Raw genomic sequence first — 25,966 nt, forward strand, 5'->3', positions numbered from 1 at the left:
GTTAAGAACGAACTTTCTGTTCCCATTTCCAGGCACTTGCCATAGCTTCGTCTAAGCTTAGTTGTGCTTTCCAGCCCAAAACACTGTTTGCTTTGTCTGTATTTGCGTAAGCTTCGGTAATATCTCCTTCGCGACGCGGCATAATTTTATAAGGTAATTTTTTATCGCTTACTTTTTCAAAACTATGAATTACTTCCAAAACCGAACTTCCTTTCCCGGTTCCTAAATTGAAGGTTTCAACTTTCTGTAAGTTCTTTTTATTAAACAAACGCTGTAATGCAATTACGTGCGCTTTCGCTAAATCTACCACATGAATATAATCACGAACTGCTGTTCCGTCCGGAGTTAGATAATCATCTCCGAAAACCGATAATTCCTGACGTAATCCCACTCCAGTTTGTGTAATAAAAGGTACTAAGTTTTGAGGAACACCTATTGGCAACTCCCCAATTTCGGTTGTAGCATGAGCACCAACTGGGTTAAAATAACGCAACAAAATAGCACTGATGTTAGTTACTTTGGCCGTATCAGTAATAATCTCTTCTCCTATTTGCTTGGTATTTCCATAAGGAGAAATTGCCGCCTGTACCGGAGCATCCTCTGTAATTGGCATTTTTTCAGCCTGACCATAAACCGTACAAGATGAACTAAAAATAAAACTTGCCTCTGGTTTTTGCTGTAATTCCTGCAATAAATATACTAAGGAAGCAATATTGTTTTCATAGTACAACAATGGATTCTCAACACTTTCTCCAACTGCTTTTGAAGCCGCAAAATGAATTACTCCTGTAACATCGCTATGTTTTTTAAAAAACTCCTGAACAGCAGCTTTTTCTCTTAAATCTAATTTTTCAAACAAAGGCGTCTTACCGGTAATGGTTGTGATTCCTTTTAAAACATCTTCTGTAGAATTGGAAAGATTATCGATGATTACTACCTCAAATCCTTCGTTTTGCAATTCGACTACAGTATGAGAACCGATAAATCCCAATCCTCCTGTTACTAATACTTTCATTTTGTGGTTATTTTGTGTTGTTGTTTATTTGGTTTAATCTTTAATTATTTATTCAAAAATTCCAAAACAGAATCCGTTATAAAATTGATTTGCTCGTCATCCAATTCTGTATGCATTGGTAAAGCAATTACTTCTTTCACCAATTGGTTGGTCACAGGAAACTGCTCTTCTTTGTAACGAGAATCGACATAAGCTTTTTGTGAATGCAATGGAATTGGATAATAAATAGCACAAGGAATGGCTTTATCCAATAAATGCTGCATCAAAGCATTACGATCTGCATCAATAATTCTCAATACATACTGATGGAAAACATGATCGTTTTCGTTTGCATCAAATTCAGGTGTAATAATATGTGCATTACCTGCGAAAGCTGCATTGTATTTTGTAGCCGCCAAACGACGGGCTGCATTGTACTCATCCAACAAAGGTAATTTTGCGTTTAAAACTCCTGCCTGAATACTATCCAAACGTGAATTTACTCCCACAACATCGTGATGGTAACGCTCGTACATTCCGTGATTTACGATACCTCGGATGATGTGCGCTAATTTGTCGTCATTCGTAAAAATTGCTCCTCCATCTCCATAACAACCTAAATTTTTAGACGGAAAAAATGAAGTAGCTGCTACATGACCAATTACACCAACTTTGCTTTTTACTCCCGATTTAGAAATATAATCTGCTCCAATTGCCTGTGCATTGTCTTCAATTACATATAAATTATGTTCGGCAGCAATTTCCATAATGGCATCCATGTTTGCTGCACGTCCAAATAAATGTACCGGAACAATCGCTTTTGTTTTTGGTGTAATTGCTTTTTTGATTGCTTCGATATCGATGTTCATATTTACCACATCCACATCAACCAAAACAGGCGTTAATTGCAATAAAGCAATAACTTCAACTGTGGCTGCAAAAGTAAAATCGGCAGTAATTACCTCATCGCCCGGTTTTAAATCCAATCCCATCATGGCAATTTGCAAAGCATCTGTTCCATTTGCACACGGAATCACATGTTTTGCTCCCAGATAGTCTTCCAGACTTTTCTGGAACTGATGTACAAGAGGTCCATTGATATAAGTATTGGTATCCAAAACCTCCTGAATAGAGGCATCAACTGTAGTTTTTATTTTTTCGTATTGACTTTTTAGGTCAACCATTTGAATTTTTTTCATTTTCAATATATTTTAAAATTAAAGACTTGCATTTCATACAGCGTCTCTAAAAGGAGGAACAAAAATAGTTATTTAATACCTTCAAACCAATGAAAATAATCGAAAGAACCGTAATTTAGCCACAAAAACAAACAGATGCTTTTTCTCTATAATTTAGTTATTTCTATTGCTGGCTTTTTTCTGAAAATTGTTGCGCTTTTTAGTCCGAAAATTAAGCTTTTTATCGACGGTCGTAAAAACGTTTTCACCATACTGGAAGAAAAAATAAAACCTTCAGATAAAACGATCTGGTTTCATTCTGCCTCACTTGGCGAGTACGAACAAGGCCTGCCGGTAATTGAAAAAATAAAAGAGAAATACCCTACCCACAAAATCATCATTACCTTTTTCTCTCCTTCCGGTTACGAAGTGCGCAAAAACAACACTGTTGCAGATGTCACACTCTACCTTCCTCTGGACACCAAAAGCAATGCGAAAAAGTTTTTAAAACTAGCCCACCCTGAGCTGGCTTTTTTCATAAAATATGAATTCTGGCTGAACTATCTAAACCAATTAGAAACGAGTCAGACTCCGACTTATTTGATTTCCGGAATTTTCAGAGACAGTCAGATGTTCTTTAAATGGTATGGTGGTTTTTACAGAAAAGCACTAAAAGCATTCACTTACTTTTTTGTTCAGAATAAAAGTTCGAAAGAAAAAATAGAACGTATCGGATTTCACAATGTTGTGGTTTCGGGCGACACCCGCTTTGATCGCGTAAATGCTATTTTAGAAAGAGACAATACACTGGATTTTATCGAACAATTCAAAAACAATACTCCAACCATAGTTATAGGAAGCTCATGGCCTAAAGATGAAGCCTTACTAGGTGAATACATTAATCAGGCAGGCAAAGAGGTGAAATTCATCATTGCACCGCACAATATTAAAACCGATCAGATTGCAAGCCTAAAAGCACAAATCACGAAATCGACTGTTTTATTCTCAGAAAAAAAAGACAAAGACTTGTCCAGCTACAATGTCTTTATTATAGATACTATAGGATTGCTGACTAAAATTTACAGTTACGGAACAATCGCCTATGTAGGAGGTGGTTTTGGAAACCCGGGAATCCACAACATTCTGGAACCTGCAACATTTGGAATGCCGATTGTGATTGGCCCTAATTACTCTAATTTTGCCGAAGCTGTCCAACTGGTCAAACTTGGAGGATGTCTGGTAATCTCTAATCCCCTTGAACTAAAACAGCAGCTGGATCTTTTGCTTCACAACAAAGAATACCTGGAAGAAAAAAGTCAGATCTGTAAATCGTATATTCAGGACAACATTGGCGCTACTAACAGCATTATGAATATCGTTGCCTAAGCCCTTTTTTCAAATCACACGAAGTCCGATAACCTTATTACACACAAAAGAGCTTAAATAGGCTCTTTTTGTTTTTCCTGATGCGACTCCGTAAACTGTAAAAAACAAAACAAACTGCAACTAAGAGAACAAAAACCCCCAATTCTCTTATGAAATCCTCAGCGAAAAATAATTTAGACAAAATATACAGCAATTTAACAAATTTTTATTACTTTGGCATATTCTTTGATAAATAAGATAATCGTGAGCAATGAAAATATTTTAAAAAAAAAATAAAAAAATATTTTACATATTAAAAAATTTATATCTTTGCCACGAATTAATAATTAACCTTTTATAATAAAGTAAGATGAAAAAAGTATTTTTAAGTTTAGCTGTTGTTGCTGTTTTAACTGTTGTATCTTGTAAAAAAGCTGACGCTGCAGCTACTGAAGCTGTAGATTCTACTGCTGTTGCTGTTGATTCTGCTGCTGCTGTAGTTGATTCTGCTGCTGCAACTGTTGATTCTGCTGCTGCTAAAGTTGACTCTGCTGCTGCAAAAGTTGAAGAAGCTGCTGCTCCTGCTAAAAAGTAATTCTAAATTACTCAAAAAATTAAAAAGCTATCTTTTAAAAGATAGCTTTTTTTTATACCCATACACCAAAAAAAAAGTATCTCAAAGATACTTTTACATTAATCCATCACTTCTTCCTCCTCATTCACTTCCTCATCCTCAAAAATTGACTCACTTGACGAGAAGTCCAAAATCTCCGATCGCGAAGCATACGTTACAATTTCCTTGATCCCCTTTTGCAAAAGCAATTCAGTAGTGTATTTTCGGCTTGTCGCGAAGTGAACCTCCCCCAGCATCAATTTAAAAAAATACTTCCCTCCAGAGCCTTTAAATTTTAAAAACCTAGCCATATCAATATTCGCCTTAAATTTCTCAACATCCTCCTCGCATTCAAACTTCAATTCATAACTCAGACTCGTAAATATCACTTTACCTTTCCTCGAAGTAAACACGAATTTGTATTCATCATTAAACCGCTTACTAATTACAAAGGCACCCATATATTATTTTAGATTTTAAATTTCAGATTGTTGATTTTAGATTTCTTAGAATCCTAGATTCTTAGTAATAAATTCACTTCGTGAGTTCATTATTAAACGCGTGAGTTTACGCCATAAAAAAAGCCTCTTCAAAAGAAGAGGCTTTAGTACTCAGAGCGGGACTTGAACCCGCACGAACATTGCTGTTCACTGGATTTTAAGTCCAGCGTGTCTACCAATTTCACCATCCGAGCATTATTTGGTATTGAGCGAAAAACGGGGCTCGAACCCGCGACCTCGACCTTGGCAAGGTCGCGCTCTACCAACTGAGCTATTTTCGCATTTCAAATTCTAATTAAGAACTACAATACTTGACTTGTTCTGTATTGCGAGTGCAAATTTAGGACATTTATTCAATTACACAAGCGTTTTTCGAAAAAAAAATCGACTTATTTTATAACTTTCTGATAACCTAAACTTTAAAAATGAAATTTATTTTCGAACTAACATCCTTTTAATCTCGTTGAGTTTCATCAGCGCTTCGACCGGTGTAATCGCATTGATATCAAGCCCCAGAATTTCTTCTTTTATCTCTTCCAATAAAGGATCATCTAAATTAAAGAAACTCATCTGCATTTCGTCATTTTCAGACTTAACACCATTTAACGCTTCACTTGAATGGTTTTTCTCCAGTTTCTTCAACAGCTTTTGCGCCTTCAAAATTACGATCTGAGGCATTCCAGCCATTTTCGCCACATGAATTCCAAAACTATGGGCACTTCCTCCTTTTACCAGTTTACGAATGAAAAGAACATTATCTTTTAGCTCTTTTACCGCAACATTATAATTCTGAATTCTAGGCAACGATTCCGTCATTTCATTCAATTCGTGGTAATGTGTTGCAAACAAGGTTTTAGGTCTTGATGGGTGTTCGTGCAAAAACTCAGCAATCGCCCAGGCAATCGAAATCCCGTCATAAGTACTGGTTCCTCGTCCTATTTCATCCAGAAGTACCAAACTGCGATCTGAGATATTATTCAAAATAGAGGCCGTCTCATTCATCTCAACCATAAAAGTAGATTCTCCCATCGAAATATTATCCGACGCCCCTACTCTGGTGAAAATTTTATCTACAACTCCCATTCTAACACTATCAGCAGGAACAAAACTTCCCATTTGAGCCAACAATACAATTAAAGCGGTTTGCCTTAAAATAGCAGACTTACCCGACATGTTTGGACCGGTGATCATGATCAACTGTTGTGTCTCTCTGTCCAGATAAACATCATTAGCAATATAAGGAGTTCCAACCGGCAATTGTTTTTCAATAACAGGATGACGTCCGTTTTTGATCTCCAATTCAAAAGTCTCATCGATCTCCGGACACACATACTGATTTTCTATAGCCAATTGCGTAAACGAACACAAACAGTCCAGCTGCGCCACCAAATTGGCATTCATTTGTACCGGTTTGATATAAGTTGCAATCCACGCAACCAATTGCTCAAAAAGCTCCGATTCTATTTTATAAATTTTCTCTTCTGCTCCCAGAATTTTGCTTTCGTATTCTTTTAATTCCTCTGTGATATAACGCTCCGCATTTACCAGTGTTTGTTTACGAATCCATTCTGCAGGAACTTTGTCTTTATGGGTGTTTCTAACTTCAATATAGTACCCAAAAACATTATTAAATGAAATTTTAAGCGAAGAGATTCCTGTACGTTCTGATTCTCTTTTTTCAATACCTTCCAGATATTCTTTTCCGGAAGTTGAAATAGCACGCAAATCATCCAGCTCTTCACTGATTCCTTTTGCAATGGCATTTCCTTTAGCCACAGCAACCGGCGCATCCTGATTTAAGGTGGTTCCGATTTTCTCTCGTAACAAATCGCAGGCATGCAGACTATCTCCAATAACCTTCACCGCTTGTTGCGGACTTTCAAGTGCAAGGGTTTTGATCGGAATAATAGCATCGAGAGATTCCTTCAGATAGACAATCTCACGCGGTGAAACTTTCCCTGCTGCAATTTTAGAAATCAAACGCTCTAAATCTGAAATCTGCTTGATCTGATACTGGATACTTTGTAAAACTTCGGAATTGGATTTTAAATACGAAACGACATCATGACGTCCTTTTATTTTAGCATTATCCTTTAAAGGCAAAGCCAGCCAGCGTTTCAACAAACGTCCTCCCATTGGCGAAAGCGTTCTGTCAATCACATCCAGAAGGGTTACAGCATTCGGATTGTAACTGTGGTACAATTCTAAGTTTCTGATGGTAAAACGATCCATCCACACATAGGCATCTTCAGCAATACGCTGAATGGCTGTAATGTGCTGCACTCGGTTATGCTGTGTTTCCGACAGGTAATACAAAATTGCTCCGGAAGCAATGATTCCTTCTTTTAATTCTTCTACACCAAAGCCTTTTAAGGAAGCGGTCTGAAAGTGCTTCGTCAGCGTTTCCAAAGCATAATCTTCCTTATAAATCCAGTCTTCTAAATAAAAACTATGAAAATCATCTCCAAAAGCGCTTTTAAAATCGCCCTTATTGTTTTTCGGAACCAAAACCTCACTCGGGTTAAAGTTCTGCAACAATTTATCGATATACTCGGCATTTCCCTGAGCCGTTAAAAACTCTCCTGTAGAAACATCCAGAAAGGAAACTCCGATATTTTTATTAGCAAAATAAACCGATGCTAAAAAGTTATTTGATTTAGACTGTAAAACCTCATCGTTTAAAGAAACACCGGGAGTTACAAGCTCCGTTACACCGCGCTTCACGATAGTTTTGGTCATTTTCGGATCTTCAAGCTGATCGCAGATAGCCACACGAAGTCCGGCTTTGACCAATTTTGGCAAATACGTATTAATAGAATGGTGCGGGAAACCAGCCAAAGCAGTTTCTGTGTCAGAACCTGCACCTCTTTTGGTTAACGTTATTCCCAGAATTTTTGAGGCTCTAATAGCATCTTCTCCAAAGGTTTCATAAAAATCACCTACTCTAAAAAGCAAACATGCATCAGGATATTTTCTCTTGATCTCGTTGTACTGTTTCATTAAAGGTGTTTCTTTCACCACTTTCTCTTTCGCTGCCAAATTATTGTATTTTAAATGAAAAAATTAAGACAGCGAATTTATGATTTTTTGGAGGAATATAGAAGTCGTTCAAAAATTAAAATATTTTAAGCTTTTTTTAAGTTGAGATATAAGAATTTTACATAGATTTGTCATAATTAAAAAAGACTCTAAAAGATGAAAAAAATAATTTTAATCGCTATGTTAGCTGTAGTTGGAATTACAGCTTCTAACGCTCAAAGCGCTAAAAAAGGTAAAGCTCCTAAAGTTGAAGGTGCTGGAATGGCTTTCGAAACAGAAACTATTGATTACGGAACTATCGCTCACAATGCAGATGGAAAACGTGAGTTTGTTTTTGTAAACAACGGAACTAAACCATTAATCATCACAAACACAACAGGATCATGTGGTTGTACTGTACCAACAACTCCAAAAGAGCCAATCGCTCCGGGAGCTAAAGGTATTATTGGTGTAAAATATGCTACTGACAGAGTTGGTGCTTTTACAAAAACAGTAACTGTTACTTCTAATGCTGAAGGACAACCTACAAAAGTTCTTACTATTAAAGGTACTGTTTTACCAGATCCGGTAAAAAGCTAATCTGAAAAGTAAAATAAAATAATTAAAAAAGCTTCCTTATCTTTGGAGGCTTTTTTTATGACCTGAATACAAACAATATGAGAAAACTTGAAAATAGCGAACTGGACCGAAAATCAATTGAAGATTTTAAGAGATCAGACAAAACTCCCTTAATTTTAGTCTTAGATGATATTCGCAGTCTGCACAATATTGGATCTGTGTTTAGAACCGCCGATGCTTTTTTGATCGAAAAAATAATCCTGTGTGGTATTACCGCCACTCCACCCAATAAAGAAATCCACAAAACAGCTCTTGGCGCTACCGAAACCGTAGCCTGGGAACATCACGAGAATGTACTCGAGGTGATCGAAAATCTTAAAAAAGAAAATGTACTGACGCTTGCCATCGAACAAGTGGAGAGTGCTATTTTTCTTCAGGATTTTAAAACCGAAGAAAATCAAAAATACGCATTGGTTTTTGGCAATGAAGTTTACGGTGTTGCTCAGGAAGCCGTTGCGCTTTGCGATGGCTGTATCGAAATTCCGCAATTAGGCACCAAACACTCTTTAAACATTGCGGTAAGTGCCGGAATTGTTGTTTGGGATCTGTTTCAGAAATTAAACTGGCCGAAATAGGGAATGTGGCAATTAGATAATGAGGTAATTGGTCAATTAAGTAATTATCTCATTATCTAATTGACTAATTATCTAATTAAAAATCTTCTTCTGAATTTCGTCTAATATAAAAAGGTAATCTTTGTGGTTTTTCACAAAATCGCGATCGGAAACGTCAATAATCAGTACGTTCAGATCGGTTTGAGACTTAATGTACTCCAAATAACCGTTGTTGATTTTATCCAAATATCCTGCTTCAATATTCTGCTCGTAATTTCGCCCGCGTTTCCTGATATTTTGCAGCAATCTTTCCGTATTCTGATACAAATAAATGTACAAATCAGGTTTTGGCATTTCTTTATAGATGATATCAAACAAATTTCGATACAAGCGATATTCATCTTCTGCAAGGGTAATTTTGGCAAAAATCAAGGATTTAAAGATGTGATAATCGGCTACAATAAAATCTTTAAACAAATCAAACTGCGCCAGATCATCTGATAATTGCTGGTAGCGATCGGCCAGAAAAGACATTTCCAACGGAAAAGCATAGCGATTTTGATCTTTATAAAATTTAGGCAAAAACGGATTATCGGCAAAACGCTCTAAGACTGTTTTGGCATTAAAATCTTCGGCTATTTTTTGCACTAAAGTCGTTTTCCCTGCTCCGATATTCCCTTCAAAAGCAATATAATTGAAGTTTTCGAGTGCAATTTCACGCAAAGGATTTTTCAAATGCTGAACGACTTTGCAAATACTATCGTCCGGCGAAATGGCAATTAACTCTGAAACGGATTTCTGAAAAACCGGATGTTTCCAGTCTAAGTTTAAATCCTGCATGGGAAGCAAAACAAAATTTCTGTTTTGCATTAACGGATGTGGAATCTGTAATTTTTTAGATTCAATAGTTTCATCATCAAAAGTAATCAGGTCAATATCGATAATTCGGGATTGATATCCTTGCTGCTCCAACCTGATTCGGCCTAATTGTTTTTCGACTTTTAAAACCTGACTTAATACTTTTTGTGCCGATAAGTAGGTATGCAAAACCAGCGCGCAATTATAAAATGCATCGCTTTCAAACCCCCAGGCAGGAGTTTCATAGAGCTTTGAAACTCTGATTACAGTCCCCACTTCTTTATGTATCAAACTGATACACGTTTCGATGTTTGCTAACCTGTCTCCCTGATTACTGCCTATTGATAAAACGATCTGATGTTGTGACTTCATAATTAATGCAAATTAACTAAAACTATTTTAGAATTAACCACATTATTTGATTCAAGAACTAGAAGTTTCCATCTATTTCAAACTCTTTCTTGTTGTCTTTGTTTTCTGAAACCCGTTTCAAAAACGTACTTAAATCATTTGTTAACGGCAGCTGATTCTGACTTTTCCAAAATTGCTGCGAGTACGGATATTTGACTTTAAAAAGATCCTTATCCATCGACAGGTTTGACTTTGCTTTTTCGGCAATAAAACTATTGGTTACAAAAAAATTAGTCGAATAATCGTAAAACGCTTTTTTCACTACTTCGTTTTCAAGCAATTCTACTCTAACCTCTGATTTTGCGTTATTCAGATAATATTTTTGGGTACTGCTGCTTTTCTTATAGTTTGCGCTGATCTTTAAAACAGTCGTTCGATATTCGACTTTACCCTTTTTTTGAAACGGTATCTTTTCCTCATTATCATTAAAATCAAAATAGGTTTCTACAATAGCATAGTCGTCCTTATTGATGATAAAATAACCACTTCTTTTTTGCCCACTCGCATTCTCCGTTTTTCGGATAAAACTAATTTTAAAAAAATTACCGCTTATCTTTTTTTCCTGCGTTAGCTCAAAGTCTTCCAGATTGATTAATATCATCGCATTGGTATCAAATAATTTTTCAAAACTCTGAAATTCAAAATACACAAAATCCTCCTTCACTTTTATTCCGGCTTTCCTCATATTCAAAATCTCCACTTCGCATTTATTATCCGGTTGTGATTTTGTTTTAAAAATACCCTTTCTCGATACTTTTCCATAAATATCCTGCAGTCGTTGCATTTCTCCATTTCTCTTCAAAACACATCGCAAAAAGAAATTTTCATTGTAAGGTTCGAAGATATAATTCTCTTTCACTTTGGCATATGCTTTTTTCATGATTGCCATTTCGGCACCCACTACTACTTCTTCCAATTCAATGGTTTTGCTTTCTAAAAAGATGGTGTCCCGTTTGTTTATTTCCGCAAAGCTGAGTTTAAGATTTTCATAGCCAATCAAACTAAAATTCAATTCATCCTGATCTGAAATAAAAGAAAAAGCACCGTCCGCATTGGTCATCGAATTGTCTTTTTGATTGTAAACACTTACATTTTCCAAAGGAAGTTTCGTCAATTTATCGACTACTACTTTTTTGGTCTGTATTTTTTGAGCCCCGGCATAAAACCCAAAGAAGAAAAGGGTTAAAATGATCACTTTATCTTTCATAGTACAACAATTGTTTTCATCAAATATAAAATATTCTAAGCTCAAACAATATTTATCTTACTAAATATCTTATCTTTAATTTAATGTCCCAAAACATAGCAGTTACAGCTATTTCATCAAATTCTGTGTTCAAATTACTTTGTTTTTAGACTACTTTTGTAACAAACCAACCTTTTTAGATACTTATTAAAAAAAATACACTTATGAAGTTTTTAGGAAATATAATTGCCACCGTTATTGGTATTTTTGTGTTTATTATCCTCTTCTTTTTTGGGGTAATTCTTATTGGAGCAATTTTTGGAGGAGACGATGCTGTTTCTGTCAAAAGTGATTCTGTAATCGAATTAAATTTAAAACAAATTCAAAACGACTATGCCGGAAAGTACAAAGACCCTTGGGTTACTGTTTTCTCGGATAAAAAAGGCATCGGCTTAACTGATGTAATCAATGCCATCGAAGCGGCAAAAACAGATGACAATATTAAAGGGATTTCTATTTTAAATGACGAGTCTTCTTTAGGTTTGGCACAATACAAAGATTTGAGAAACGCGCTTGAAAGTTTCAAAAAATCAGGAAAATTTGTTTGGGCTTATGCCAATACTTACTCTCAGAAAGAATATTATCTTAATTCAGTAGCCAATACTATTTATTTGAATCCTGCCGGTGATTTAGACTTTAAAGGTCTTTCGTCTGAGGTGATGTTCTTCAAAGATTTTCAGGACAAATCAGGCATTCATATGGAAGTGATTCGTCACGGAAAATACAAAAGTGCTGTTGAGCCTTTTCTTGAAAATAAGATGAGTGATGCCAACAGAGAACAAGTAACTGCACTTTTAAACTCGATCTGGACTACTGTTTCGACGGATATTTCAAAAAGCAGAAATATTCCGCTGGCCAAATTAAATGAAATCGCCAATGGTTTATTAGCGAGAACTCCGGAAATGGCCAAAGCACAACATCTGGTAGATATTATTGCTTATGAGGACGTCTACCATAATGCGATCAAAAAAGCCCTGAAAGTAACGGGAGATGACGATTACAACAAGATTTCTATTTCAGATTATACGCAAAATAACATTACAACAGCTTTAACCAATACGGCAACGGATCAAATTGCTATTATTTATGCTCAGGGCGAAATACAAAGCGGCGAAGGAGATGTTACGGTAATTGGTGAAGGTTCTATGCGACGTTCTTTACAGGAAGCTCGCAAAAATGAAGATGTAAAAGCAATCGTTCTGAGAATCGACAGTCCGGGAGGAAGCGCCTTAACTTCTGATCTGATCTGGAGAGAAATTGAAATTACCAAAAAAGTAAAACCGGTTGTGGTTTCTATGGGGAATTATGCTGCATCAGGCGGTTACTATATTGCTTGTAACGCCAACAAAATTTTTGCGGAGCGCAATACGATTACAGGTTCTATAGGTGTTTTCGGGATACTGCCCAACTTTACGCCTTTGGCCAATAAACTGGGTATAAACACCGAACAGGTAAAAACACATGAAAACTCAGCAAATTACAGCCCGTTTGTACGTGTGGACGAAAAATTTAAAGCCTTTACTTTAGAAGGTGTAGAACACATTTACAACACTTTTGTAACGCATGTGGCGGAAGGCCGAAAAATGACTTTTGCTCAGGTAGATGCTATCGCACAAGGAAGAGTCTGGTCAGGAAGTGAAGCTTTAAAAATTGGATTAGTGGATCAAATTGGAGGCTTGAATGATGCGATTGCTGAAGCGGCGAAAATTGCAAAAATCAAAACGTACAGCACACAAAACTATCCTGAATACGAAAAAACATTCAATGACCTTATTTCAAGACTGCCTTTTGCACAATCAAAAGAAGCTTTTATTAAGGAAGAAATTGGCGAAGAAAACTATATGCTTATCGAGCAGGTAAAAAGACTTCAGCAACAAAAAGGCGTTCAGGCGATGCTTCCTTTTGGAATAAACATTAAATAATTCCTTTTTAAAAATGAAAAAGTTATTTGCGCTTGCTGCTCTTCTGTTTCTGAGTTTTGTAAATGCCCAAAATAAAACGGAAGTTTCTTTTAAAGAAACTCCGATCGTTTTAAAAATCAATATCGATCAGCTTTTTGGTACGTTGACAATGCCGGATTTAAAAACAAAATGTCCGGTAGCCTTAATCATTTCGGGTTCGGGCCCTACGGATCGCAACGGCAACAATCCGATGATGAAAAACAATTCTCTGAAAATGCTGGCAGAAGCCCTGGCAAAAAACGGAATTGCCTCATTGCGATACGACAAAAGAGGAATTGGAGAAAGCAAACCATCGGCCATTTCAGAACAAACTCTTGTATTTGAGAATTACACTGAAGATGCCAAAAGCTGGATCAATTTGTTAAAGCAAGACCTTCGTTTCTCTCAGATCATTGTAATCGGACACAGTGAAGGTTCTTTAATTGGAATGATTGCTGGAGCAAAAGCCAATAAATTTATCTCCATTGCAGGGGCAGGAGAATCTGCTGACCAATTGATCAAAACGCAAATTGCTTCTAAATCAAACAAACAAATAGAGGAAATGACTTTCCCTATTATTGACAGCCTGAAAAGCGGTCATACCGTAAATAAAGTAGATCCAATGCTGAATTCTCTTTTTAGACCAAGCATTCAGCCCTATTTAATTTCTTGGTTTAAATACAATCCGCAAACCGAAATCAAAAAGTTGAACCTCCCTGTTTTAATCGTTCAGGGAAATCAGGATTTACAGGTAACCGTAAAAGATGCAGAACAGTTGTCTCAAGCCAATAAAAATGCGGAGCTCCTGATCGTTGACAAAATGAATCATATCATGAAAATCGTCGACGGAGACCATCAGTCCAATCTGGAAAGTTATAAAAATGAAAGTTTGCCTGTCTCCAAAATCATGATCGATAAGATTGTTTCTTTCATTAAAAAATAATCGCAATCATAAAATCCTTAAAAAACCGTTTGAATATATAATTCAGACGGTTTTTTGTTTTTAAGAAACAGGAGTATACTCTTATGTTTTACAAAAACTTTATATACGAACTCCACCAAAAAAAACTATTTTTGCAGCAATCAGTTAGCAATTTAACCCCTCAATTTATTTATATGTTAAAGAAAATTTTAAAAATAACAGCCATAGTTCTTGTGGTCCTAGTAGCGGCCTTATTTGCCATTCCGTATTTCTTTAAAGATCAAATAAAAGCCAAAATTTCAGAAGCCATCAACGAAAGTGTTGACGCGAAAGTAAGTTTTACGGATGCCGATTTAAGTTTGTTTCGAAACTTTCCGAACGCGACAGTGGGGATCGAAAAACTGGTGATTATCAATAAAGCTCCTTTTGAAGGGGATACTTTGGTTTCGTTAGGCGAACTGAATTTGAAGATGAGCATTAAAGAACTTTTTAAAGGAAAAGACGAACCTTTGAACATACAGGGAATCAGTTCTACAAACGGTCTCATCAATATTATTTTTAACAAAGATGGTGTTGGTAATTTTGATATCGCCCTAAAAAACAAAGAAAAAGAAGCGAAAGACGACAAAAGCAAACCGCTTTCGCTGAAAATTCAAAACTATAAAATTGAACAATTTACTTTCAGATATATCGATCAGGGATCTAAAATAAGAATGGTAATCGACAGTTTGAATCACGAAGGAACGGGCGATTTTACCAATTCAAAATTAGATTTAACCACAAAGTCTACGGCTAACGTTTCTTTGGATATGGATAAAATCAATTACATGAAAAATGTAAAACTGACTTTAGATGCTGTGTTAGGAATTGACCTTGAAAAGAGCAAGTATACGTTTAAAGAGAACAAAGCTTTAATCAATCAATTGCCTTTAGAGTTTGACGGATTTATTCAGATGGCAGATGCCAAACAAATTTACGATCTGAAGTTTAAGACACCTACTTCGTCTTTTACAAACTTCCTGGGACTAATTCCTTCCGCTTATGCTTCCAGTCTGGACGGGGTAAAGACTACCGGAGATTTTACAGTAGCCGGTTTTGCTAAAGGAGAATTGACGGAGACTACGGTTCCTAAATTTAATATTGCAATTGCTTCAAACAATGCTTCGTTTCAATATCCAAACCTGCCAAAGTCGGTTCAGAATATTGTAATTGATACAAAAATTATCAACGAAACAGGGATTCTGAATGATACTTATGTAAATCTGGATAAACTTTCCTTCCGAATTGATCAGGATGTTTTTAACGCCAAAGCCAACATCAGAAACATAACACAAAATCCGATGGTGAATGCCGCTTTAAAAGGAACGATCAACCTTTCGAATCTTTCTAAAGCGTATCCAATTAAAATGGACAAACCTCTTGCCGGTATTTTAAAAGCTGATGTTACTACACAATTTGACATGGCTTCTGTTGAAAAGAGTCAATATCAAAATATTAAAAATGCCGGAACAATGAGTTTGTCAGGGTTTAAATATACCGACGAGAACAACAAATCAATGAACATTAGTACGGCATTGGTTGAGTTTAATCCGAGTACCATAAACCTGAAGAAATTTGATGCTACGACCGGAAAAAGTGACTTAAGCATTAATGGTGTACTGGAAAATTTCTATGGTTTTATGTTCAAAAAACAAGAGCTGAGAGGAAATTTCAATATGAGTTCAAACCAATTGGCGGTTGATGATTTTATGACTTCAGGAACGGCTGCAACAGAGAAAACGGCTGCAAAACCATCTGAAGCTATGAAGATTCCTGCTTTTTTAAATTGTACTTTAAATGCCAAAGCCACTACGGTTTTATACGACAATCTAAAACTAAAAGACGTTTCGGGCAGGTTGATTGTGAAGGATGAAAAAGCAACTTTAGAAAACTTTAAAACATCGATTTTTGGCGGAACAATTGGTCTTAACGGAGCTGTTTCTACCAAAACAAAGGTGCCTACTTTTGATATGAATTTAGGTTTCAATCAGGTGGATATTGCGCAAACATTTACGCAATTGGACATGATGAAAAAAATTGCTCCTTTGGCCGGAATCATCAACGGAAAACTAAATTCTACTATAAAATTAAACGGAAACTTAGACGACAAAGAGTTAACTCCGGACTTAAAATCGATTTCAGGAGATTTGATTGGTCAGTTGCTTTCGACTACTGTAAATTCTAAAAACTCAACGGTTTTAAATGCCTTAACTTCAAACCTGAAATTTATTGATCCTAATAAAATAAATCTGAATGATATTAAAGCGGCCTTAACGTTTGATAACGGAAAAGTAAGTGTAAAACCATTTGACATCAAATATCAGGACATTAAGATTACAGTTGGCGGAACACATGGTTTTGACCAAACGATGAATTACAATTTAAAATTAGACGTTCCTGCCAAATATTTAGGCAATGAAGCCAATGCTTTCCTGGCAAAAATGTCTCCTGCAGATGCTGCAAAACTGCAAAACATTCCGATAAATGCTATTGTTAGCGGTAATTTTTCGAATCCAAAAATAACAACGGATATGAAAAATGCGGTGACGAGTCTGGCGGCACAGGTTGCGAATCAGCAAAAAGACAAGCTGACTCAAAAAGGAACTTCAGCCCTTAATGATTTTATCAATAAAAACACAAAGGCAAAAGACACCACAAAAGCAGCTGCCACTGAAAAAGAGCAGAAAACTCAGGAAGTAACTAAAAAAGCCAGCGACTTAATCAATGGCTTGTTTAAGAAGAAAAACTAAATAAAAAAAGGCATCTACGGATGCCTTTTTTGTTGTTCTTATATTTTTAAATTGCTTGTCCGATAGTACTAAGCTTCCCATTATTCAGGATGGAGTTTATGATTTTCACATAATCCTTTTTAGTGTGTAAGTTAATATCTATTCCGATACTGCAATTGTCGTAAGGTTCGTATTTTTTAAGGTTGGAGACCGAGAAGAGTCCAATTGTTGGAGTCTGTACTGCGCTGGCCAAATGCATGATTCCGCTATCGGCACCAATAAACAAGTCGGCATTGGCAATTACAGATCCTATTTCTCTGATGTCCTTGCTGTAAAATGTTGGCGCCTGAAAGGCAATCTGCGAAACATTTTCTACAGGCAGAATTTCGATAATATTATAGTCTTTATATTCTTCCTTTAGCTGGGTGTAGAAGTTCTCCCACCACTCCTCTGACAGGCATTTTGCACCAGTAGCATAAGTAAAAATACAAATCGTTCTTTTAGAGTTTTGTACTAAATCATTTAAGATTTTCTTTCCTTCCACAATTTCAGAAGAAGACAATCTAAGGTCAATCGGGGCTATTATTTTATTGCTTTTTGCTAATCCAAGTTTCGTTAAATAATTTCGGAAATTATAAACGGGGTATTTCGCAATATGATCGTAGTCATTTTTTAGAAGTTGAGATTCATCGTTTGAATCTCCGTAGAATTTATATTTAGCATTAGAGAACTGGACCGCTAAACGTCCTGAAGAAGAATTTTGATCGACATTGATCGCGATATCGTAGTTTTGTCTTTTTATTGAAATCCAGACATTCAGATATTGGAATAAATTGCTGAATGGTTTTTTAGGCAAACCGATTACTTTATTAATATTTTGATAATTTCCAAAAATCACCAGAGCTAAAGCTCCCTTAACAAACAAATCGACTTTACAATTTGGAAACATATCGGTGACTTCCTGAACAAGTGGCGTAATCAATAATAAATTTCCCAGTCTGGCATTTGGCCTACAGATCAAAACCCGCCTTACTTCGTTTTTATCTACTAAAACAATGTTCTGTTCTGTTCTTGGTTTTCCAATGTTCTTAGTGAGGTAGTGCATTAAGCTGCGCCTGACCACATTTACTCTTTTTAAAACACTCATCTTTTAACTAATTTATTGATTAAATATTTGTCTTTGGAAATTCAAAAAAAACTTTCGTTTATCCTTTTACTAAACTAGGTTCTCTTTAGATCTAAAATAAAAATCTTCTAATAAATAATTATTACAAAATTGTAATCAAATCTTTCAGGATTCAGATTACAACATGCTAAAAACAGTGTTATAAATATAATAAAAAATTAACAATCAATACTTTACGATATATTTTTTCTCTCTAAAATGTTAAACCGCTATGCTCACCACATAACCTTCGGACCCTCTAACATTAAAAACAGTTCCATTTTCAAAAATCAGATACTGCCCTTTAATTCCGGTTAGTTTTCCCTGAAAAGTTGGGGTTTTATCCAGATTTAGGCTTGTTACTTTGGTCGGATAATTTAAAACCGGATAGTGCAGTTCATACAAATCATTCTTTTGAGCATAAAAATATTCCTGTACTTCTGCAGGAATTAAGCTTTCCACTTTTGCTTTCTCTGCAAGCAGGTCAAAACTTTCACCTGTATTTTGAAGCATCTTTCTCCAGTTTGTTTTGTCGGTATAATGGTCTTTTAGTGCGACCTCCGTGATTCCGGCCAAATATCGGTTTGGAACTTCAACAATTGCAATGGCCTGAGTTGCTCCCTGATCGATCCAACGTGTCGGCACCTGAGTTTTACGGGTTACTCCAACTTTTACCTCACTCGCCAAAGCCAGATAAACCACGTGCGGCTGAAGCTGTACTTTTTGTTCGTACTCCAAATCCCGGTCTGCAATTCCAAGATGTGCCGTACTCAGTTCCGGACGCATAATCCAATCACCAACAGCAGGGCTCGAATAAAAGCATTCATAGCAAAATCCTTGTCGGTATATCTTTTTCTTCTTATGACAGTTCAGACATTCAAATCCCACAAAATTAATCTCAATTTCTTTGTTCAGTAATTGATTCATGTTTAGAAAACTGTCTTCGAAAACCAAATAATACTGAATTGGAGCCCCTATTTCAGTTTGCATTTTTGTAAGTACGCCTTGATATGTCATTAGAATTGAGATTGCTGATTGTAGATTTTAGATTGGCCTGCCTGAATTCTGAATTTTAAGGATTAAAATTCAGCTGAACCGGAATGTTTAATAAAAATAGAATGTTATTTTTTACAAAAAAACACTATTTTTGATACAACGGCAAAGTTAGTATTTGTCTTTCGATATTCAAATTTTAAGGTTCCTGATTTTACGCGAATTGTAAAATCTAAAATCTACAATCAGCAATCTAAAATATAAATTTCACTCATGCCCTTATCAATAATCAACTCTTTCGCTTCCTGGGTCCTAAAACAAAGGATACATCAAATAGAACTTTTTCTAAAATATCCGAATGAAGTTCAGGAAGAGCTGCTGCACAATTTATTGACAGCTTCAGAAAATACTATTGTAGGGAAACAGTATGATTTTGCATCGATCAATTCTTATCAAACTTTTGCTGAAAGGGTGCCGATTGCTACCTACGAAGAGCTTCAGCCTTTGATTGAACGTACCCGACAAGGGGAACAAAATGTATTTTGGGAAACCCCAATAAAATGGTTTGCTAAATCGAGCGGAACTACAAATGCCAAAAGTAAGTTTATCCCTGTGAGTAATGAAGCCCTCGAGGATTGTCATTATAAAGGGAGTAAAGATTTACTTTGTCTGTACCTCAACAACAATGAGGATTCGGAATTGTTTCTGGGCAAAAGCCTCCGTCTGGGCGGAAGTTCCCAAATCTATGAAAACAACAATACTTTCTTTGGCGATTTATCTGCTATTTTGATTGAGAATATGCCTATCTGGGCTGAATTTAGCAGTACCCCAAGCAGCAAAACTTCGCTAATGAGCGAATGGGAATCTAAAATTGCTGCGATTATAAATGAAACGAAAAACGAAAATGTAACCAGTTTTGCAGGCGTTCCGTCATGGATGCTCGTTTTAATGAATAAAGTTTTGGAGAACACGGGCAAAGAAAGTCTTTTGGACCTCTGGCCAAATCTGGAAGTTTATTTCCACGGAGGCGTGAGTTTCTCTCCATATAAAGAACAATACAAAAAGATTTTACCAAGCAAAGATTTCAGATACTACGAAATCTACAATGCGTCGGAAGGCTTTTTTGCTATTCAGGATTTAAACAATTCGAGCGATTTGCTGTTGATGCTGGATTATGGTATTTTCTATGAATTTATAGCCATGGATACCTTTGGTACTCCAAATCAAAAAGTAATTCGTTTGGCCGATGTAGAGCTAGATAAAAACTATGCCATTGTCATTACAACGAATTCCGGTTTATGGCGCTATTTGATTGGAGATACAGTTCGTTTTACTTCTCTAAACCCTTATAGAATCAGAGTAACGGGCAGAACCAAACATCATATTAATGTTTTTGGAGAAGAACTAATGGTCGAAAATACCGATCAGGCCATTGCCAAAGCTTGCCAGCTGACGCACACCGAAGTGATCGATTATACCGTTGCTCCTATTTTTATGCAGGACAAGGAAAAAGGAGCTCACGAATGGATGATCGAATTCAAGAAAAAACCTGCTGATGTAGGACTTTTTCAAAAAGTGCTGGATGAAACACTACAAACTTTAAATTCTGATTACGAAGCCAAACGTCACAACAATATGACTTTAAATCCTTTGGTGATTAATGTGGCGCGTGAGAACCTGTTTTACGACTGGCTAAAAGAGCGTGACAAATTAGGCGGACAACATAAGATTCCAAGACTTTCGAACCAGAGGGATTATTTGGAGCAATTGAAAGAAATGTAGTTTTTGATAAGATCTTTAATGAAATACCACGTTAGTTAGAATGGAATCAACAGAAAAAATTCAGAATTTAATTCCAATAGGTTATCTGTTTCTTGTCGTACTGGGAATTTTAAAAGAATGTGTTTTCTTTTTCCAATTGAAAATAAACATTCTGAAATATTCAACCATTATGGATATTCTAATCAGCCCCATTGCTGATCTAACTGCAAATCCGATTATCATTTTAAGCCTAATGGTTTTCGCCGTTCTTATCTTAGTTTTTCTGAGTTTGTGCTACAAGGATCGCAACAAAAGCTGGGCAAAAAAATTAATCGGTACTAAACCAGATGGCGATAAATTTTCAGACCTAGAGATCAAAAGCAAGCTGAAACATTTTTTATTAGTTTCCATTGGAATTGGATTGCTTAGTTTTTTCCTTGGTTTGGGAATTGGCGAAGGTCACAAAATTGCAGAGAAAATCAGGCTCAATAAACTGAAATACGAGCAAAAACTTACCTTTAACACAGGTGAAACCGAAGCCATTTTTTTGATAGATGTAAATAGCGCTTATTATTTTTATCTGACTCCAAAAAATAATGCGATCAAAATTGCTCCTCTGGGATCTATTAAAAATGTTGAGTTAACGAACTTAGAATCTGCAAAATGAAAAGTTCCCTTTTGATTTTACTGTTTATTCTCGTTTCCTGTACCAAAGAACAACATTCAAAAATAATTGTTCTTCAACCTTTGGGGAATTTCAAAACAGAGCAGGCAAAAAATGTTTATCATAAAATACAAACGATTAACCCTAATGTTGTTTTAAGAGCCAACATTCCCTTCCCGGAAAATGCATTTTACCCGGCCCGAAACAGGTATCGCGCCGACACTATTATTAAAACCATCAAAGATAATGTGGGCAAAGATTCTGTAATTGTGGGTTTATCCAACAGCGACATTAGCGTTACCAAAGGTAAAAACAAAGATTGGGGCGTTATGGGACTGGGGTATCATCCAGGTAAATCCTGTGTGGTTTCTGATTTTAGACTGAGCAAAAGAAACAAAGAAGTACAATTCTATAAAGTTGTTTTGCATGAGTTAGGCCATACCGAAGGTCTGCCTCATTGTCCTGTAAAAACATGTTTAATGAGGGATGCTGAAGGAAAAAATCATTTAGATGAGGAAACTAATTTTTGCATAAACTGTAAAAACTTTTTAATCGGAAAGGGGTGGAAACTAAACTATCCTACAACCTGAAATCTCAAAATACACTATTCAATTAACCAAAAACCAAAATAAGATGAGTACTAAAAAATTTAGCGAAATGACTACTGAAGAATTACTTAAAAGCCAAAAAATGTCAAAAACAGCCACCTATAGCTTTGCCGTAATTTTACTTTTATTATGTATTGTCAACATCTATCTTGTTTTTAAAAAAGGATTCAGTGCTTCTCAGGTTGTTCCTATTGCTTTACTGCCACTACTTGTTTTGAATTTTAAGACTTTAAAAGACATCAAAGAAGAATTGAAATCCAGAGAAAAATAAGACTCAATATTACCGAATCGCATGAGGGATAGAAGTGGAAATCCTTTTGTGCTGGGGTTCGGCACAAAAGATTGAAACGTATAGCCCGACCCGCTTTTTCAGCGAGACATGCCCATAAAAAAACCTTAGGTTTTATAAAAACTAAGGTTTTTTTGATTTATTTCAACTGTCAGGTTTACATCATATCAATATACCTGTCGTGGTACCCTAATAAATATAAAACTCCGTCAAGACCCAGACTTGAAATCGAGGTTGCCGCGTTTTCTTTTACTTTTGGTTTGGCGTGAAAGGCAATTCCCAAACCTGCTAAATTTAGCATTGGCAAGTCATTGGCACCGTCTCCGACCGCTATAGTCTGATTGATGTGAATTCCTTCTTTTTCGGCAATTGCTTTAAGGTATTCGGCTTTTTTCTGACCGTCTACAATATCGCCTATATATTTACCGGTTAGCTTACCGTCTTTAATTTCCAATCGATTCGCATGAACATAATCGATACCCAATTCTTTCTGCAGGTACTCTCCAAAATAGGTGAATCCTCCAGACAATATTGCCGTTTTATATCCGTAATATTTTAAGGCTTTCATCAATCGATGCGCTCCTTTTGTAATGGGTAAATTGAGGGCGACATTTTGCAAAACATCTTCGCTTAGCCCTTCGAGTAAAGCCATACGCTGTTTAAAACTTTCGTTAAAATCAATCTCGCCATTCATTGCCGATTCAGTGATAGCACGAACCTCATCTCCTACTCCGTTCAGCTCAGCCAGTTCATCAATTACTTCGGTCTGAATTAAAGTCGAGTCCATATCGAAGCAAACCAAACGTCTGTTTCGTCTGTAAATATTGTCTTCCTGGAATGAAATATCGACATCCAAAGTTCTGGAAATTTCCATGAAACTTGCCGTCATATGGATCTTATCTACAATTTCACCGGTCACGGATAATTGTATGCAAGAGCGTGGATATTCTTCTATTTCTACAATAGACGTTCTCCCTGTTAATCTTATAATAGAATCAATGTTCAGATGCTGGTCTGACATTATTTTAGTCACAGCGGCCAGCTGAGAAGCGGTCAGTTTTTCGCCCAGTATATTGATGATGTAACGCTGTTTGGACTGTGATTTTACCCACTTTTCGTAATCGTCGATAGAGATCGGAATAAATTTTACTTTAATTTCCAACTCATAAGCTTTGAACAGCAAGTCTTTTAAAACCGGACCCGAGGAGGAACCTGCCTGAATTTCAAATAAAATCCCCAAAGAAAGTGTATCATGGATATCGGCCTGACCAATATCTAAAATATTAGCATCGTAGGTTGCCAACACAGCAGTCAAACCTGCCGTCACTCCTATTTTATCATGTCCTGAAACTTTTAATAAAATAATCTCTTTGTCTTCTCTTACCATCTTAATCTTTATTGATTTTATGAGTGACAAAAATCGACAATCTAAAGTTGATAAAAAAAGATATTGCTTGTTTTTTAAAAAGAAAAAGCACCTAAGAATGTGCTTTTTGGAGTAATTTAACAATTATGTTCCGGGATCAAAATAACCTAACTTTTTTGATCTCAGAACTGTTTTTGACCACAGATTTCAAGGATTAAAATAAGCAATCCCTGAAATCTTTTTTATGGTGGACAAAATGAAAGAAGTTATTTTAAGTCGGTATATTTTCATCAAAGTTTACCATCCAGCTTACACCGAATTTGTCTTTGAACATTCCGAAATAAGCTCCCCAAAAGGTTTTTGCCATTGGCATAAAAACGGCTCCTCCTGCTGAGAGTCCGTTAAAAATTCGATCTCCTTCTGCTGCGCTGTCTACATTTATTGAGATTGAAAAATTCCCGCCAAAAACTACATCACCGGATTGTTCACTGCTATCACTTCCCATCAGGATAGTGTTTCCAATTGGCAATGACACGTGCATGATTCGGTTACCGTCTTTTTCGGATACCGGACCACATCCTTCTTCGCCTTCCGGCATTTCATTAAATCTTCCAAGAAACGGAAATTCTCCTCCAAAAACGGATTGATAAAACAGAAATGCTTCTTCACAATTTCCGTTAAAAATTAAATAGGGGTTTACTGCTGTTGCCATGATATTTGTTTTTTTGTTTATTGTTTATTGTTTGTCGTTTGTTATTTATTGTTCTGAAAGTTCTTTGGCCATTTCGAGCCCTTTAGGAAAAGCTTCTTTAAAGTAGTCAATGTATTTTTCGACTACATCTACCTGAGCCACCAAATCGGTAAACTCATCGTCGGCTGTTAAACGATAGGTTTCCATTGCGCCGCTCCACTTTTTTGTTTCTTCGTCAATAGGCAGTTCTTTAAAATCTTTGATTTCGCCTATATGTTTAAAAGCCATGTACTCGTTTGGCGTTTTGGTCTCGATAATGCTGTTCATTCCTTCTCCGTTTGGAGACAGAAAATGTATTTTATCCCCCTGATTCCATTCACTTACCGCATATGAACCTTCACAAAAAGCTCCTGTCCATTTTTTATACGTTTCGTCATTCCACAAAACCGACCAGACTTTTTGTGCCGGAGCTTTAATTCTAATTTTAAATTCTAAAGTTTCCATACTCATGATAGTTTACTAAAATCCATAAATAATACGTTCCAACGATGACCGTCTAAATCCGCAAAACCGCAACCGTACATCCAGCCCTGACTTTCTGCAGGGGAAGCAAAAACAGTTCCTCCGGCTTCTGTAACTTTTCTCGCCAGTTCATCGACCTCGGCAATACTTTCGGCATCAATGGAGATCAAAACTTCTGAACTTGTTTGGGTATCGGTGAGTTTATTTTGAGAAAAACTGGCAAACAATGCTTCTTCAAAAAGCATCACTACAAATTTTCCTTCTCCAACCACCATGCAAGTTGAGCTTGGTGTATCGTGTTCTTCATTAAAAGAGAATCCTATTTTCGAAAAAAAAGCTTTTGATTTTGCCACCTCTTTTACTGGCAAATTCAGCCATATTTGCTTTGTCATTCTTACTGCTTTTTAAAATTAAATTCTTTCTCTGCGATGTCAATCAGCACCTTTGTCACTTTGCTTCTTTGAACCTTTGAGCCTAAAAAAACTAATTGCTCTCGGTATAACTTTTAAAATTATCCATGATCGCTTGCCAGCCGCCGCGTTGCATTTCTTCCGGATTTTGCGTTTCAGGATCAAAACTTTCAATGACCTCCACTCCGTTTGGCGTTTCTTTAAAAGCAATTTCTACTTTTCTCCCATCTTCTAAAATATATTCAATGGCTTTATTTTTTTCGACTACTGTATATTCTCCTCCAAAATCAAAACTCATACTGCCATCTTTTGCAGCCATAGTCGATGTAAATTTCCCTCCTACTCTCAGGTCATTTTCGGCATGAGGTGTATGCCAGTCCGGAGAAGCAAAACTCCACTTTGTGATGTGTTCCGGTAATGTCCAAAATTCCCAAACTTTGTCTATTGATGCTTTAATCGTGTTTTGTACTGTTATCATTTTGTTTTTGTTT

24 protein-coding genes and 2 tRNA genes are annotated in these 25,966 nt (G+C 36.2%); 11 read left to right on the forward strand and 15 right to left on the reverse strand.

The features are described from left to right. Position 1: 1 nt before the first annotated feature. Positions 2 to 1,015, reverse strand: a complete 1,014-nt coding sequence (gene galE / locus ACN1CN_RS15065; RefSeq protein ID WP_419136228.1) for a UDP-glucose 4-epimerase GalE — start codon at positions 1,013 to 1,015, stop codon at positions 2 to 4. A gap of 44 nt (positions 1,016 to 1,059) precedes the next feature. Next, entirely contained in the window at positions 1,060 to 2,193 is a 1,134-nt protein-coding gene (locus ACN1CN_RS15070) for a DegT/DnrJ/EryC1/StrS family aminotransferase (RefSeq protein ID WP_419136229.1), read from the reverse strand. Positions 2,194 to 2,328: 135 nt separating this feature from the next. Between ACN1CN_RS15070 and ACN1CN_RS15075 the strand changes: the two genes are divergently transcribed. Together ACN1CN_RS15075 and ACN1CN_RS15080 are read left to right on the forward strand one after the other, a co-directional pair. Further along, on the forward strand, positions 2,329 to 3,558 hold the full coding sequence (locus tag ACN1CN_RS15075; protein ID WP_419136230.1) for a 3-deoxy-D-manno-octulosonic acid transferase: 1,230 nt from the start codon (positions 2,329 to 2,331) through the stop codon (positions 3,556 to 3,558). A 349-nt stretch (positions 3,559 to 3,907) separates the two neighbouring features. Continuing rightward, positions 3,908 to 4,132, forward strand: coding sequence for a hypothetical protein (locus tag ACN1CN_RS15080; RefSeq protein ID WP_017497763.1), 225 nt, complete (start codon positions 3,908 to 3,910; stop codon positions 4,130 to 4,132). A gap of 98 nt (positions 4,133 to 4,230) precedes the next feature. Here the strand turns inward: ACN1CN_RS15080 and ACN1CN_RS15085 are convergent, their stop codons facing one another. From ACN1CN_RS15085 to mutS, 4 genes are all read right to left on the reverse strand, one after another. Continuing rightward, positions 4,231 to 4,611, reverse strand: coding sequence for a DUF1508 domain-containing protein (locus tag ACN1CN_RS15085; protein ID WP_291285942.1), 381 nt, complete (start codon positions 4,609 to 4,611; stop codon positions 4,231 to 4,233). A 147-nt stretch (positions 4,612 to 4,758) separates the two neighbouring features. Then, a tRNA-Leu gene (locus tag ACN1CN_RS15090) sits at positions 4,759 to 4,844 on the reverse strand. Positions 4,845 to 4,858: 14 nt separating this feature from the next. Next, positions 4,859 to 4,931: transfer RNA gene (locus ACN1CN_RS15095), tRNA-Gly, on the reverse strand. 151 nt (positions 4,932 to 5,082) lie between these two features. Further along, positions 5,083 to 7,689 (reverse strand): DNA mismatch repair protein MutS, encoded by a 2,607-nt coding sequence (mutS, locus tag ACN1CN_RS15100; protein WP_419136231.1) that lies wholly within the window; start codon positions 7,687 to 7,689, stop codon positions 5,083 to 5,085. Positions 7,690 to 7,845: 156 nt separating this feature from the next. On the opposite strand from mutS, the gene ACN1CN_RS15105 reads away from it, so the two are divergent. After that, entirely contained in the window at positions 7,846 to 8,268 is a 423-nt protein-coding gene (locus ACN1CN_RS15105) for a DUF1573 domain-containing protein (protein ID WP_264522786.1), read from the forward strand. A gap of 77 nt (positions 8,269 to 8,345) precedes the next feature. Next, positions 8,346 to 8,882: an RNA methyltransferase gene (locus ACN1CN_RS15110; RefSeq protein ID WP_264522785.1), complete on the forward strand. Its 537-nt coding sequence runs from the start codon at positions 8,346 to 8,348 to the stop codon at positions 8,880 to 8,882. 72 nt (positions 8,883 to 8,954) lie between these two features. Here ACN1CN_RS15110 and folK read toward each other — a convergent pair whose 3' ends face one another. Together folK and ACN1CN_RS15120 are read right to left on the reverse strand one after the other, a co-directional pair. Then, positions 8,955 to 10,091 carry a 2-amino-4-hydroxy-6-hydroxymethyldihydropteridine diphosphokinase gene (folK, locus tag ACN1CN_RS15115; RefSeq protein WP_419136232.1) on the reverse strand — a complete coding sequence of 379 codons (1,137 nt, stop codon included), beginning with the start codon at positions 10,089 to 10,091 and terminating at the stop codon, positions 8,955 to 8,957. A gap of 58 nt (positions 10,092 to 10,149) precedes the next feature. After that, positions 10,150 to 11,337 carry a carboxypeptidase-like regulatory domain-containing protein gene (locus ACN1CN_RS15120; protein ID WP_419136233.1) on the reverse strand — a complete coding sequence of 396 codons (1,188 nt, stop codon included), beginning with the start codon at positions 11,335 to 11,337 and terminating at the stop codon, positions 10,150 to 10,152. 203 nt (positions 11,338 to 11,540) lie between these two features. Between ACN1CN_RS15120 and sppA the strand changes: the two genes are divergently transcribed. The 3 genes from sppA (at position 11,541) to ACN1CN_RS15135 (ending at position 17,027) form a co-directional block, all read left to right on the forward strand. Further along, positions 11,541 to 13,298, forward strand: a complete 1,758-nt coding sequence (gene sppA / locus ACN1CN_RS15125) for a signal peptide peptidase SppA (protein ID WP_291285938.1) — start codon at positions 11,541 to 11,543, stop codon at positions 13,296 to 13,298. 13 nt (positions 13,299 to 13,311) lie between these two features. Then, positions 13,312 to 14,259 (forward strand): alpha/beta hydrolase, encoded by a 948-nt coding sequence (locus ACN1CN_RS15130; RefSeq protein ID WP_419136234.1) that lies wholly within the window; start codon positions 13,312 to 13,314, stop codon positions 14,257 to 14,259. Positions 14,260 to 14,432: 173 nt separating this feature from the next. Next, the gene (locus tag ACN1CN_RS15135) at positions 14,433 to 17,027 is read left to right on the forward strand and encodes an AsmA-like C-terminal region-containing protein (protein ID WP_419136235.1); all 2,595 of its coding nucleotides are present in this window, start codon (positions 14,433 to 14,435) and stop codon (positions 17,025 to 17,027) included. A 46-nt stretch (positions 17,028 to 17,073) separates the two neighbouring features. Here the strand turns inward: ACN1CN_RS15135 and ACN1CN_RS15140 are convergent, their stop codons facing one another. Together ACN1CN_RS15140 and ACN1CN_RS15145 are read right to left on the reverse strand one after the other, a co-directional pair. Next, positions 17,074 to 18,153: a glycosyltransferase family 9 protein gene (locus ACN1CN_RS15140; RefSeq protein ID WP_419136236.1), complete on the reverse strand. Its 1,080-nt coding sequence runs from the start codon at positions 18,151 to 18,153 to the stop codon at positions 17,074 to 17,076. Between the two features lie 240 nt (positions 18,154 to 18,393). Next, positions 18,394 to 19,188: a DUF2797 domain-containing protein gene (locus tag ACN1CN_RS15145; protein WP_395343601.1), complete on the reverse strand. Its 795-nt coding sequence runs from the start codon at positions 19,186 to 19,188 to the stop codon at positions 18,394 to 18,396. A 249-nt stretch (positions 19,189 to 19,437) separates the two neighbouring features. On the opposite strand from ACN1CN_RS15145, the gene ACN1CN_RS15150 reads away from it, so the two are divergent. From ACN1CN_RS15150 to ACN1CN_RS15165, 4 genes are read left to right on the forward strand one after another with little or no spacing between them, the layout of a single operon-like run. Then, positions 19,438 to 20,946 (forward strand): GH3 auxin-responsive promoter family protein, encoded by a 1,509-nt coding sequence (locus ACN1CN_RS15150; RefSeq protein ID WP_264522778.1) that lies wholly within the window; start codon positions 19,438 to 19,440, stop codon positions 20,944 to 20,946. Between the two features lie 40 nt (positions 20,947 to 20,986). After that, a complete protein-coding gene (locus ACN1CN_RS15155; protein WP_419136237.1) occupies positions 20,987 to 21,592 on the forward strand; it encodes a hypothetical protein in 606 nt (201 codons plus the stop codon). Continuing rightward, positions 21,589 to 22,179, forward strand: a complete 591-nt coding sequence (locus ACN1CN_RS15160; protein WP_419136238.1) for a Zn-dependent protease — start codon at positions 21,589 to 21,591, stop codon at positions 22,177 to 22,179. Before ACN1CN_RS15155 ends, ACN1CN_RS15160 begins: the two co-directional genes overlap by 4 nt. A 43-nt stretch (positions 22,180 to 22,222) precedes the next feature. Then, entirely contained in the window at positions 22,223 to 22,468 is a 246-nt protein-coding gene (locus tag ACN1CN_RS15165; RefSeq protein WP_264522775.1) for a redox-active disulfide protein 2, read from the forward strand. 175 nt (positions 22,469 to 22,643) lie between these two features. On the opposite strand, the gene serB is transcribed toward ACN1CN_RS15165, so the two are convergent. From serB to ACN1CN_RS15190, 5 genes are all read right to left on the reverse strand, one after another. Next, positions 22,644 to 23,873: a phosphoserine phosphatase SerB gene (gene serB / locus ACN1CN_RS15170; RefSeq protein WP_264522774.1), complete on the reverse strand. Its 1,230-nt coding sequence runs from the start codon at positions 23,871 to 23,873 to the stop codon at positions 22,644 to 22,646. A 250-nt stretch (positions 23,874 to 24,123) separates the two neighbouring features. Further along, entirely contained in the window at positions 24,124 to 24,564 is a 441-nt protein-coding gene (locus ACN1CN_RS15175) for a VOC family protein (RefSeq protein WP_264522773.1), read from the reverse strand. 45 nt (positions 24,565 to 24,609) lie between these two features. Continuing rightward, positions 24,610 to 25,047, reverse strand: a complete 438-nt coding sequence (locus ACN1CN_RS15180) for an SRPBCC domain-containing protein (RefSeq protein ID WP_264522772.1) — start codon at positions 25,045 to 25,047, stop codon at positions 24,610 to 24,612. A gap of 2 nt (positions 25,048 to 25,049) precedes the next feature. Then, positions 25,050 to 25,457: a VOC family protein gene (locus tag ACN1CN_RS15185; RefSeq protein ID WP_419136239.1), complete on the reverse strand. Its 408-nt coding sequence runs from the start codon at positions 25,455 to 25,457 to the stop codon at positions 25,050 to 25,052. A gap of 91 nt (positions 25,458 to 25,548) precedes the next feature. Beyond that, a complete protein-coding gene (locus tag ACN1CN_RS15190; RefSeq protein ID WP_419136240.1) occupies positions 25,549 to 25,953 on the reverse strand; it encodes an SRPBCC family protein in 405 nt (134 codons plus the stop codon). Positions 25,954 to 25,966 lie beyond the last annotated feature (13 nt).

Origin of the sequence: Flavobacterium sp. T12S277, from assembly GCF_048514875.1 — a bacterium.
Classification (GTDB): domain Bacteria; phylum Bacteroidota; class Bacteroidia; order Flavobacteriales; family Flavobacteriaceae; genus Flavobacterium.